This window comes from Rummeliibacillus sp. BSL5, assembly GCF_052928305.1.
In genome coordinates, this window is sequence record NZ_JAVGCV010000001.1 from 476,446 (window position 1) to 487,361 (window position 10,916).

The following is a 10,916-nucleotide window of genomic DNA, read 5'->3' on the forward strand; positions in this document are numbered from 1 at the left end:
TGAGGTAAAGTGTTCTTATAAGTTGAGCTTAGAAAAGGTGAGCAAAGTGAAAAAAATAAGTAAAATAATTATTCAAATCGTGTTCCTTTATGGGATTCTTTTGATAGGAGAGGGCATTTCAGCTGTACTGCATTTGCCAATTCCGGGAAGCATCATAGGTCTCGTACTATTATTTTTAGCACTTAAATTTAATATTATTAAATTAGAGTGGGTTGACCTTGGAGCTGGATTATTGACTGGGGAACTTGCTCTATTCTTTATTCCTTCTGCCGTAGGTGTCATCCAATATGATCAAATTTTTGGAGTTGTCGGCATTAAATTGGTGACTGTAATTATTTTGAGCACCATTCTTGTTATGATCTGTACGGGAGCAGTGGCAGATTATTTACATAAAAAGGATGTGAAAGAATAATGAATATTTTTATTGCGTTCATCAGCCTTATTGCCACGATTGCTATCTTTCTAGTAAGTAAGAAAGCATATCAGAAAACGCATCGGCTCTTGCTGTCTCCACTAATTGTCAGCCCCTTGTTCCTTGTTATTCTATTACTTTTAACAAGAACTTCATATGAACAATATAATCTAGGGGGTTCAGTGCTAACAAAATTATTAGGTCCTGCAACAGTTGCATTTGCTGTGCCAATATATAAAAATCTAGAATTGATAAAGAAACATGCGAAGATTATCGTAGCAAGTCTATTTACAGGTTCATTGGTTGCTATTCTTTCATCCTTCTTTTTTGCAGTATGGATTGGATTGTCAGCAGATATGATAACTAGCTTAGTTCCTCGTTCCATTACAACACCGATTGCCATGGATATTTCTAAAATGATCGGTGGCGAACCATCTATGACGGCCGTATTTGTTATTGTCACAGGTTTGACAGGCAGCATTACAGGTGCGATCATCATTCGATTATTCCGTATCAAAACAACTGCTGCAAAAGGGTTGATGCTCGGAATGGGAGCGCATGGTTTAGGAACTTCAAAAGCCTTCGAAATGGGGGAATTAGAAGGGACTTTTTCAAGTGTAGCAATGGTAATAGCTGCATTGATAAGTATCCTTTTGTCTGAAACCTTTTTTCCACTACTCCGCCTGTGTTTTGCTATGTAAAAAAACTCACTTTTTACTTCTGTGAAAAGTGAGTTTTTTTGTAATATCTAATTTTATTGGTAAATCTTTAACTTTTGACCATTGTCCAAATCATTGGTGTCCAATTGATTCCATTGTTTAATAGAGGTAACTGCAACACCATATTTATTGGAAAGAGAACGTAATGTTTCTCCATTTTTAACGATAACCTGTGTTTTATTTTTTGGTGAATGATCATACTGCGTAAGATGGAATTCCTTAATCAATGCATTTAATTTTTGGTGATAGCGTGTATCTGTTGCATAGGTACCAGTTAGATACTTTGTTGCATCTTTATAGGATTTCGTTTTACTTTTAAATGTTTTTTGATAGTATTTAGTGTTCCAAGAAGTCCCGTTGTGCAGTAGCTCAGCGTAGTCTTCTAAAGACGCTTTATAGCTTGGGTATTTTCGGAATTTTGCTTTAATCTGATGCATTTCGCCTTTGCCATTATCTTCTGATGTTGTCATCTTTACTGCTTGTCTTTGATATGTTCCTTTTATGCCAAAGAGATTATGATTTGGTGGAGAGCTTAAACCACTTTTACCACCGTTGCTTTCGAGTACCGCTTGGGCAATCATAACAGACGCATATAAATCATGTTCTTTTGCAATATCACGAGCATCATCAGAGATTAATCCGATAAAACTTTCAATACTTTGTTCTTTTGGAGTAGGCTTTGGCGTCTCTTCAATTGAATTATTGTACTGAGAAATGATAATGAAGATTGAAGTCGCAAATAGAATGGTCGCAAATAAAGTGAATAAGAAAGTTTTTTTCATTATTTAACGGTTCTCTAACAACCTTCCTCCTTTTTATAGGATGCTATCTATTAGTTTAACAAAAGTATAGAAAGTTTTCTATTAGATTGTTTATCGAGATAGTTTCTGATTGAATTATATTGTCATAATCTTTTGTATACGGTAGATTAATGGTAACTAAGAAAGAAAAGAGGGTGTATGAATGTTTAAAAAAACAGATGATGCAATTTGGGATGGACGTCTGGATGATTCGGAAAACAGAGAAAGCTTCCGTTATCATCAAGTGGTGAAGTGCCAGGTTTTAGATGGAACTGAAGAAAATGTAGAGGATATGGTAACGCTTATTGGATTTGCGTGTGATGAAGGGGTAAGAAGGAATCAGGGAAGAGTAGGGGCGAAGAAAGCGCCAGATACAATTCGTGGACAATTAGCCAGCATGCCGTTCAGAGGTCCTTTTAATGCAACTGTAATAGATGCTGGCACGATTGTTTGTGAAGAAAATGAATTGGAAGCAGCGCAAGAAGACCTTGGGAAAACAGTTGCCAAAGCATTAAATAGGGATGTGCCTTGTATTGTACTAGGAGGAGGCCATGAAACCCTTTACGGTCAATATCTTGGGGTAAGAGAACACGTAGGTAAGGAAGCCAAAATTGGATTACTTAACATCGATGCTCATTTTGATATGAGGCCTTATGACGAACAACCATCCTCTGGCACAATGTTTAAACAGATATTGGATCAAGATCCACATGCGAAATATTTTGTCTGTGGTATTCAACGTTATGGTAATACGACAGAGCTTTTCCGACGTGCCGATGAGCTAGGTGTTACTTATTTGTTTGAAGATGAGATGACAGACGAAGCGACGAAAGCTTCAATCAAAGCTTTCGTCAATGACTGTGATGTAGTCTTGCTAACCTTATGTATGGACGCTATCAGTGCTGCACATGCACCAGGTGTGAGCGCGCCTGCTCCTTTTGGGTTGGAGCCTCTAACCGTACGCACACTGATCCGTGCGATATGCAAAGAAAAGAAAGTGACTAGTTTTAGTTTATGTGAAGTAAATCCGGTAGTTGATGAAAATAATCGTACGTCAAAATTGGCTGCCCATATTATAAATGAAGCAACGATGTCTTTTTGGGGGAGATAGGGCTTCTTAGGCGTGTGAAAGGTTCGTTAATTTGGGGTTTTTACTTTGTTAGGAGGTAATACTATGGCAACATGTCTTGTATTTGGTGGTACACAATTTGTAGGGAAAGCTATGGCAAAACGTTTGATTAGTGACGGACATGAAGTCTATGTCTTAAATCGCGGAACGAGAGAAGCTCCTCAGGGTAGTAAAGCTTTAATAGCAGACCGTAATAATATAAACAAATTATCAGCAGTTCTATATAATAAAACGTTTGATTATGTATATGATATCTCTGCTTATACACCTGAGCAAACAAGGAACGCCATCCAACTCCTAAAGGGAAAAACAAAGCACTTTATTGGATATAAGTAGTGCATCGGTTTATTTAGCTACAAATGATTATCCACTTGATGAAACGAGTAAGACAGGTATTAACCCAATTTGGGGTGATTACGGGGCAAATAAATATCTTTGTGAGCAAGAGTTAATGAAAGAATACAACCAAAGTAAATTTCCTTACACAATCGTACGGCCTTTTTATATCTATGGACCTGGAAATAACCTGGATCGTGAAACATATATCTTTAAACGTCTATTAAATAATTCTCCTATTATCATTCCGGGTAAAGGTGAAAACGTAATACAATTTGGTCATATAGACGACTTGGTGGAGACTTTAATTCGAATATCTGGAAACAGTGAAAGTTTCGGGCAAATATACAATGTTGGAGATGGAAGCTCTATTTCGCTAGAGGGTTGGGTAAAAATGTGTGCCCAAATCATTGGGGTGGAGCCTACCATTGTTTTAGTGGATGCAAAAGAAACAGGTTACTTGTCAAGGGAGTGGTTTCCATTCAGAGATGTCTCTCTTTACGGATCTACTGAGAAGCTGTTGAATGATTTCAGTGCAAACCAAAAATATTCATTGTTTGAAGGATTAAAACAAACATTCACTCACTTATTAAAAGAGGAATTAATAGATTCTTACACTATGTCAAATGTTGAAAAAGATATCCTTGAAAGAAGAGGATACAGTATTAATGTTAGATAAGAGGAATCGCATAAATAATGAAATATTGATATCAGTATAATAATGTACTTATAAAAGTGAGGAGGATTTTTACCATAAAAAAGTAAGTACTTTCGTTGCTTTATTTTTGCTGATAATCGCTTTATTTGGCTGCAGTAACAAGAATGAAACTAGTCAACAATGGAAAGAGAGTAATATTTTCGAGTCAGGCAATTATAAAATGGTTGGTATAAAGGGTCAAGTAGGTTTTATATATGATAAAAAGAACATGCCTATCGTGGAAGGGCAGCAAAACAAATATATGTGGCATTTATGGGGAGAAAAAAATCAACTAGAAAAGAAGTTTAAAGTGCTAGGTACGCATGAAGGAAGTAAAAAAGACGTAATCATTGTTCCTGAGACAATAAATAACTTACAAATAAGTCCTAATAATAGTGCTGACGTTAGTATTCCAACCAGCATGGAATTCAAGAAAAGTGGAATGTGGAAACTTGATGTTCTCTTGGACGGTAAACTCTTCGATACTATTTTTGTAAAGGTGAATAATAAATAAACCATCAAACTTAGAAGCTATTCACCTTAAGTGAAAATAATATTAGAATAATTTATAATGAGGAAAATAGATGGAAAATGAATTTTTTAAAATATTTGATGAGGAAAGAAATATAATAGGGGTTGCTTCGCGTAAGGATGTCCATGAGCTTGGGTATTGGCACGAGACCTTTCATTGTTGGTTTGTCACAAATATTGAGGGAAAGGATTATATCTATCTGCAGTTACGCAGTGATACTAAACAAGACTATCCGAACCTATTGGACATTACTGTAGCCGGGCATTTAATGGCTGATGAAACTGCCCGTGAAGGTGTTAGAGAGATAAAAGAGGAAGTAGGTATTGATATACCTTTTCATGATTTAGTGCCATTAGGACTCATTAAATATTGTGTTATAAATGAAAATCTCATTGATAAAGAATTAGCACACCTCTTTTTGTATAAAAGTGCGCATAATCTTAATGACTTTACTATTCAATCGGAGGAAGTTTCAGGTATGGTCTTAGTGGAATTTAATGATTTTAGTAAGCTTTGGTTAGACGAAAAACAGGAAATTAAAGCTAGCGGTTTTAAAATTGATAAAGAAAATAATAGAGCTGATTTCGTTGAGTATATCGGTAAGAATCAATTTGTCCCTCACCAAATTTCGTACTATATAGAAGTTATAAATAAAATAAAAGACCAAATTTGATGGTCGCAAGAGAATATATCTACAGGCAACATAGTTCTAATTTCTGAGCAAATGAAGTCTATTAATTAAGCCTGTGATAGTCCTTAGAAAAATAAGGATAAAGGGAATGGGATATTCCCTTTCCTTTATCCAAAAATCTGGCCGCCGTTGACATGCAATGTTTGGCCTGTGACAAATCGAGAATCATTCGAAGCCAGGTAAACAAACGTTGGTGCCACTTCAAACGGCTGCCCTTGACGATCCATTGGATTTCCTGCAAGCACCACCTGATCTGGGGAGAAGCTTGATGGAATAAGTGGCGTCCAAATTCGTCCTGGAGCAATAGCATTTACACGAATGCCTTTTGTAACTAAGTTTTTGGCTAATGAGCGAGTAAAGCCAATGATAGCTCCTTTTGTCGCACTATAATCAATTAATTGTTCATGCCCATCGAATGCTACGACTGAAGATGTATTAATAATGGATGCGCCAGGTTGTAAATAAGCAAGCGCTGCACGAGTTGTGTAAAAAAAGGAATATATATTTACTTTAAATGTATCTTCGAACTGTTCATCTGATATATCCTCTAGATGGTTTTGTTGAAATTGAATACCAACATGATTACAAAGAATATCTAGTTTTCCAAATGTGCTTACTGTTTTTTCGACAATAAGACGGCATTGTTCTTTTTGACGGAGATCACCAGGCAATAACAGCACTTGACGGCCTAATTCTTCTATTCTTTTTTTCGTGCGTTCAGCATCTTCATGTTCATTTAAATAGGAAATAGCAACATTTGCTCCTTCTTTTGCAAAAGCTATAGCCGCTGCTGCACCCATACCACTGTCGCCGCCAGTGATTAATGCTACTTTTCCTTCTAATTTTCCGCTCCCTTTATCATCAGGATTTTCAATGATGGGTTGTGGTACCATTAGCTTTTCGACGCCTGGCTGTCGAAATTGCCGTTGCTCTGGTACCGTAATGGCAACATCTTGATACTGCGTGATCTTACCGAAATTTGGATTCATTGGATATGTTGACTCATTTGTTTCACGGTGGTCCAATTAACATTTCCTCCTCTAATTCACAAACTAACTATTCAAAGTACAGTATGAGAGAATTATTCAAAAGGTGCTTACTGTGAGGCACCAATATACAGTGACTTTGAATAAGATAGAATGAAAACAATAGGGAGAAATAGGGAGATGATGGATTGGAGAATTATTATTTTAACGAGCATGTAAAATTCTTATTAATTAATGAATCGGATGAAAAGGTAGAAGTAGCATATGAAGAGTCCGTTTTTGAATTACCTTTAATTGGTCCAAGACCTCCATTTTATGCTCATCCACGCTATACCGAAGAATATCCGTTGCTTTAAAGGAATTAATAAGAGCTGTACAAATTTGTGCAGCTCTTTCATACGTAACTGTGGAACGAGTGGATGGAGTCTCTACAAGGGGGAGGAAAGAGAAGAGCAAAAGCATACGAGCTATTACTCTACTTGAGGGAGAGTGTTTTTTCCATATTCCATTGAATCAATTGCTTTGATTAGTTTGTCAGTGAAATGCTCTGTTTTAAGCTGATAGCGGTGAAGCTTTTGATTTAATTGTAAAATCTTTTCAGTAGATGCATACAGATTAGATTCAGTATCATCAAAGTAGGATGTGATTGCATCTAAATCAAAAATTGCTTCCTGATCAGCTACAAAACCTGTATTTTCAATAAGCTGTTGATAAATCTCTCTTGTTTGCTCTTGTTCGACAGAAATAAAATCAACTAAGTTTTTACGGATGGACGAGATCATTTCTGATGTGTTTTGGAATTTATATATAATTTGTTTCATTTCATTTAATTGGTTAGTATAATTATTTGTTACTTTTTGAGTCATTTTATCGTTTCCCTTCGTGGTCTAAATTTACTATATAATATTGTATACCCATTCTGCAAAAGAATACACAAATGTAACACAATTGTAATAATGAGAATTTGTATGTAAGCGTTTCAATTAAATAAACATCTAAAAATAATTGAAAAACCCTTATTTTATAGGCTTTCAAGGTATTTATATCTAGACAGAATATTTGATGGATTACAAAAAGATATATATTAAATAAATGTTAAATTAATTAAGTCTTTTTGCTCATCAATGATTATTTTTTTCTTTACGTAAAAGATAAAAGGAGATTACAAGATGGCTAAAAATTTTTCTTTACCACCAGAATTAAAGGATTCGTTAATAGCTGCAAGTCCTGTTGTATGGCTTAATCCCCAAAAAAGTGAATCCTATTCAATTGATCACGCAATGATCGAAGAAGCCGAAAAGAGATTGATTCGTTTTGCTCCGTACATTCAAAGAGAATTTCCAGAAACATTATCTCTAAACGGGTTCATTGAATCACCATTGCAGTCAATGCTACAACTAAAAGAAGAAACGCTTATAAAAGGTAATATCTTTATTAAAAGAGATGATGGATTGCCAATCAGCGGCTCAATTAAAGCCAGAGGTGGTATATATGAAGTGTTATATTTAGCTGAAAAAGTCGCTTTAGAACATCATTTAATAAGTATGGAGGATGACTACTCTATCTTTGCTAAGCAAAGAATGAAAAACATACTGAGCAAATACAAGATCGTCGTGGCATCAACAGGAAATCTAGGTTTGAGCATTGGCATTATGAGCCGGAAACTTGGCTTTAATGTGATTGTACATATGTCGCATGATGCAAAAGAATGGAAAAAAAGCATGTTAAGAGCGGTTGGAGCGCAAGTTATAGAACATGCTGGGGATTATAGTTTAGCTGTTGCTAGGGGCAGAGAAGAAGCAGAGCGAGAAGCGAACAGTTATTTTATTGATGATGAAAACTCAAAACACCTATTTGCAGGCTATGCTGTAGCAGGACGCCGACTAAAAAAACAGCTATACGAGCAAGGCATTAAAGTGGACGCCAACCATCCGTTATGTGTTTACATCCCTTGTGGAGTAGGTGGGGGACCAGGAGGCGTATGCTACGGCTTAAAAGAGAACTTTGGAGAACATGTATATTGTTATTTCGTAGAGCCAACTCAATCACCTTGCATGCTGCTAGGCATGGCTACAGGCCAGCATGATCAGATATCTGTATATGATCTAGGCTTGACCAATAAAACTATTGCCGATGGTCTTGCGGTTGGGCGGCCTTCTTCTTTTGCAGGGAAATTATTAGAGCCCTTATTGGATGGGATACTCACTGTAAGCGATGAAGAGTTAATTACCTATTTAAAAAAACTTTATCAAACAGAAGGTATTATAATTGAACCTTCGGCAGCAGCGAGTATAAAGGGCCTATTTGTTTCATTGCCAACCTCTGCTAATAAAGAAGCAACACATATTATATGGTCAACAGGTGGAAGTATGGTGCCTAAAGAGGAACAGAAAAGCTATATTGAGTAACAAAAAATAAACCTAGTCAAAGCAGCTAGGTTTTTTATTTTTCTGTAAAATGGACAAGAGGTATGTTTTTGAATAAAAATTTGAAATGTTTATGATAATTTTAGTATTTTGAATGTATTCATAGATATTGATTTATGATATCGCGAATAGTAATATCATTTTTATGATTAACCAGTAAATAAATTATCAGAAATGTTTAAGAATATTGCCTGTAGAATTTTATGAAAACGTTTTGATTAGATGGATAGTAGTTTGGGCATGACTATTTAATATATTTGTGATGGTTTGATTGCTGATCTTTATGCTAGGAGTTGCCTATATGTTTTTCATGTTAAATATTTTAGGAGTCATTATTGTAATGGGCATTGTTTATTTATGTTCGCCCCGCAAAAAAGAAGTAGCATGGAGAGCGATCGCTACCTTGTTAGTGCTTGAAATACTAATTACGTGGTTTATGTTAAAAACCACTATCGGCGGCTGGATTATTAATAAAATTGCCTCATTCTTTACATGGTTGATTGATTGTGCAAATGAGGGGATTGCATTTGTCTTCCCGAGTGCCTTGGCAAATGATACAGTCGACTTTTTCTTCAGCGCGTTATTGCCAATTATCTTTATAGTTACCTTCTTTGATATTTTATCTTACTTTGGAATTCTGCCTTGGATCATTGATAAAGTCGGCTGGCTAATATCGAAAGCATCAGGATTGCCAAAGTTGGAAAGTTTCTACTCTATTCAAATGATGTTTTTAGGTAATACGGAGGCGCTTGCAGTAATTCGAGGCCAATTGGCGAATTTAAAAGAGAACCGTTTATTAACTTTTGGAATTATGAGTATGAGTTGTATTAGCGGATCGATTGTAGGGGCATATCTGTCTCTCGTGCCTGCTGAATATGTATTTTGTGCTATACCGCTAAACTGCCTGAACGCTTTGCTTGTTGTGAATATGTTGAATCCTGTGAAGATTTCTAAAGAAGAAGACATTATTTATCAACCAGCAAAAGAGGAGAAAAAGGACTTCTTTTCAACTATTTCGAATAGTATGCTAATCGGCATGAATATGGTCATTGTTATTGCTGCTATGCTCGTTGGTTATGTAGCTTTAACAGCTGCAGTGAATGGTTTATTAGGAATTTTCGTTCACGGGCTGACCATTCAGAAGATTTTCTCTTATATTTTCAGTCCTTTTGCTTATTTACTTGGTTTACCGACTAAAGATGCGCTTTATGTTGCTCAGTTGATGGGTACGAAGCTAGCTACGAATGAATTTGTGGCTATGATGGATCTTAAGAAACATTTAAGTTCATTAGCTCCTCATACAGTTGCAGTAGCCGCTACCTTCTTAACATCATTTGCAAACTTTAGTACAATCGGAATGATTTATGGTGCCTTCAGCTCTCTTTTATCTGAAGAAAAATCAGCGATTATCGGTAAAAATGTTTGGAAATTATTAATAAGTGGTATTGCCGTCTCACTTTTGAGCGCTATGCTTGTAGGTTTATTTGTTTGGTAATAGATGAGTTCCTATTCCTTTGGGGTAGGGACTTTTTTGATAGATCAATGATGGATAAAAAAAGATGGATTCAGATTAAATAATCTGTCCATCTACAATGATTTGACCTGTTTTTTGGTCATATTCCACTTCGCCCATAGCACCAAGATTAATGCCCTTTGGCAACTCTCTAGTTTCTACCATTTGTCTTTCGTTAATAATTGCTAAGTATTCACCATTTACCAGAACTACTTTCGTCATATTAATCCAACTCCTTAAATGTTTTGTTAATTAAGAATACCCGTTCGATAGAAAGTTAAACATGCAAATATAAAAGAGAGACACTATAATGAAAAATAACAGGAGGAATGAATGATGCAAAAACTAAAACTAGAAGATATAGAATTTATGCTACAAGAAGCGAAGGGAAGCTTAAAAGAATTACAAGAAGTTGATTTGATTGATGAACAAACAAAAGAATTAATTTTGCTTACAAAGGAACAAATTGAAGACTTAGAAGAAATGAAAAAAGAAGCTTCAGAATAAGGTAGCTAAGTTAAGGTATCGTATTGTAACTCAGTAAAGAAAGTTAGTGAAAAATGAAACGCGGAGTTTTTTAGTTTTTTAACATACTTTTAAAACTCAGAATAAATGAATACAATCTTTTTATTAGGAATAGTCTACCTCCTCCTACATATATATTATAAATAGGTC

Annotated in this window: 15 protein-coding genes; 11 read left to right on the forward strand and 4 right to left on the reverse strand. The window is 35.5% G+C overall.

All coding sequences use genetic code 11. The features are described from left to right. The first annotated feature begins 46 nt into the window (after nucleotides 1–46). Nucleotides 47–412 (forward strand): CidA/LrgA family protein, encoded by a 366-nt coding sequence (locus RCJ93_RS02515; protein WP_223823546.1) that lies wholly within the window; start codon nucleotides 47–49, stop codon nucleotides 410–412. Next, nucleotides 412–1,113 (forward strand): LrgB family protein, encoded by a 702-nt coding sequence (locus RCJ93_RS02520; RefSeq protein ID WP_150284564.1) that lies wholly within the window; start codon nucleotides 412–414, stop codon nucleotides 1,111–1,113. The genes RCJ93_RS02515 and RCJ93_RS02520 overlap by 1 nt, the downstream gene beginning before the upstream one ends. Before the next feature lie 53 nt (nucleotides 1,114–1,166). Here RCJ93_RS02520 and RCJ93_RS02525 read toward each other — a convergent pair whose 3' ends face one another. Then, nucleotides 1,167–1,913: a glucosaminidase domain-containing protein gene (locus RCJ93_RS02525; RefSeq protein ID WP_066787829.1), complete on the reverse strand. Its 747-nt coding sequence runs from the start codon at nucleotides 1,911–1,913 to the stop codon at nucleotides 1,167–1,169. A gap of 181 nt (nucleotides 1,914–2,094) precedes the next feature. Between RCJ93_RS02525 and hutG the strand changes: the two genes are divergently transcribed. From hutG to RCJ93_RS02550, 5 genes are all read left to right on the forward strand, one after another. Continuing rightward, a complete protein-coding gene (gene hutG / locus RCJ93_RS02530) occupies nucleotides 2,095–3,042 on the forward strand; it encodes a formimidoylglutamase (RefSeq protein WP_446738311.1) in 948 nt (315 codons plus the stop codon). 63 nt (nucleotides 3,043–3,105) lie between these two features. Then, entirely contained in the window at nucleotides 3,106–3,396 is a 291-nt protein-coding gene (locus RCJ93_RS02535) for an NAD-dependent epimerase/dehydratase family protein (RefSeq protein ID WP_446738312.1), read from the forward strand. Next, nucleotides 3,383–4,075 carry an NAD-dependent epimerase/dehydratase family protein gene (locus RCJ93_RS02540; protein WP_446738313.1) on the forward strand — a complete coding sequence of 231 codons (693 nt, stop codon included), beginning with the start codon at nucleotides 3,383–3,385 and terminating at the stop codon, nucleotides 4,073–4,075. Before RCJ93_RS02535 ends, RCJ93_RS02540 begins: the two co-directional genes overlap by 14 nt. Before the next feature lie 199 nt (nucleotides 4,076–4,274). Beyond that, nucleotides 4,275–4,607 (forward strand): hypothetical protein, encoded by a 333-nt coding sequence (locus tag RCJ93_RS02545; RefSeq protein WP_446738314.1) that lies wholly within the window; start codon nucleotides 4,275–4,277, stop codon nucleotides 4,605–4,607. A 70-nt stretch (nucleotides 4,608–4,677) separates the two neighbouring features. Next, nucleotides 4,678–5,298, forward strand: a complete 621-nt coding sequence (locus RCJ93_RS02550; protein WP_446738315.1) for an NUDIX hydrolase — start codon at nucleotides 4,678–4,680, stop codon at nucleotides 5,296–5,298. A gap of 125 nt (nucleotides 5,299–5,423) precedes the next feature. Here RCJ93_RS02550 and RCJ93_RS02555 read toward each other — a convergent pair whose 3' ends face one another. Then, entirely contained in the window at nucleotides 5,424–6,305 is an 882-nt protein-coding gene (locus RCJ93_RS02555) for an SDR family oxidoreductase (protein ID WP_446738944.1), read from the reverse strand. A gap of 185 nt (nucleotides 6,306–6,490) precedes the next feature. Here RCJ93_RS02555 and RCJ93_RS02560 point away from each other — a divergent pair, with 185 nt between their 5' ends. Next, nucleotides 6,491–6,658 (forward strand): hypothetical protein, encoded by a 168-nt coding sequence (locus RCJ93_RS02560; protein ID WP_173668475.1) that lies wholly within the window; start codon nucleotides 6,491–6,493, stop codon nucleotides 6,656–6,658. Nucleotides 6,659–6,772: 114 nt separating this feature from the next. Here RCJ93_RS02560 and RCJ93_RS02565 read toward each other — a convergent pair whose 3' ends face one another. Continuing rightward, on the reverse strand, nucleotides 6,773–7,168 hold the full coding sequence (locus RCJ93_RS02565) for a hypothetical protein (RefSeq protein WP_446738316.1): 396 nt from the start codon (nucleotides 7,166–7,168) through the stop codon (nucleotides 6,773–6,775). A 303-nt stretch (nucleotides 7,169–7,471) separates the two neighbouring features. On the opposite strand from RCJ93_RS02565, the gene RCJ93_RS02570 reads away from it, so the two are divergent. Further along, nucleotides 7,472–8,710, forward strand: coding sequence for a D-serine ammonia-lyase (locus RCJ93_RS02570; RefSeq protein WP_446738317.1), 1,239 nt, complete (start codon nucleotides 7,472–7,474; stop codon nucleotides 8,708–8,710). 319 nt (nucleotides 8,711–9,029) lie between these two features. Beyond that, nucleotides 9,030–10,223, forward strand: coding sequence for a NupC/NupG family nucleoside CNT transporter (locus RCJ93_RS02575; RefSeq protein ID WP_066787810.1), 1,194 nt, complete (start codon nucleotides 9,030–9,032; stop codon nucleotides 10,221–10,223). A 75-nt stretch (nucleotides 10,224–10,298) separates the two neighbouring features. Here RCJ93_RS02575 and RCJ93_RS02580 read toward each other — a convergent pair whose 3' ends face one another. Beyond that, nucleotides 10,299–10,463 (reverse strand): hypothetical protein, encoded by a 165-nt coding sequence (locus RCJ93_RS02580; protein ID WP_158512583.1) that lies wholly within the window; start codon nucleotides 10,461–10,463, stop codon nucleotides 10,299–10,301. Between the two features lie 114 nt (nucleotides 10,464–10,577). On the opposite strand from RCJ93_RS02580, the gene RCJ93_RS02585 reads away from it, so the two are divergent. After that, nucleotides 10,578–10,748, forward strand: coding sequence for a hypothetical protein (locus tag RCJ93_RS02585; protein WP_190323424.1), 171 nt, complete (start codon nucleotides 10,578–10,580; stop codon nucleotides 10,746–10,748). Nucleotides 10,749–10,916: the final 168 nt, after the last annotated feature.

Coding starts and splice junctions, on each gene's coding strand:
- RCJ93_RS02575 (WP_066787810.1), top strand. CDS start 9,030: ATGTTTTTCATGTTAAATATTTTAGGAGTCATTATTGTAATGGGCATT.
- RCJ93_RS02545 (WP_446738314.1), top strand. CDS start 4,275: ATGGTTGGTATAAAGGGTCAAGTAGGTTTTATATATGATAAAAAGAAC.
- RCJ93_RS02580 (WP_158512583.1), bottom strand. CDS start 10,463: ATGACGAAAGTAGTTCTGGTAAATGGTGAATACTTAGCAATTATTAAC.
- RCJ93_RS02525 (WP_066787829.1), bottom strand. CDS start 1,913: ATGAAAAAAACTTTCTTATTCACTTTATTTGCGACCATTCTATTTGCG.
- RCJ93_RS02520 (WP_150284564.1), top strand. CDS start 412: ATGAATATTTTTATTGCGTTCATCAGCCTTATTGCCACGATTGCTATC.
- RCJ93_RS02555 (WP_446738944.1), bottom strand. CDS start 6,305: ATGAATCCAAATTTCGGTAAGATCACGCAGTATCAAGATGTTGCCATT.
- RCJ93_RS02585 (WP_190323424.1), top strand. CDS start 10,578: ATGCAAAAACTAAAACTAGAAGATATAGAATTTATGCTACAAGAAGCG.
- RCJ93_RS02570 (WP_446738317.1), top strand. CDS start 7,472: ATGGCTAAAAATTTTTCTTTACCACCAGAATTAAAGGATTCGTTAATA.
- RCJ93_RS02535 (WP_446738312.1), top strand. CDS start 3,106: ATGGCAACATGTCTTGTATTTGGTGGTACACAATTTGTAGGGAAAGCT.
- RCJ93_RS02550 (WP_446738315.1), top strand. CDS start 4,678: ATGGAAAATGAATTTTTTAAAATATTTGATGAGGAAAGAAATATAATA.
- hutG (WP_446738311.1), top strand. CDS start 2,095: ATGTTTAAAAAAACAGATGATGCAATTTGGGATGGACGTCTGGATGAT.
- RCJ93_RS02565 (WP_446738316.1), bottom strand. CDS start 7,168: ATGACTCAAAAAGTAACAAATAATTATACTAACCAATTAAATGAAATG.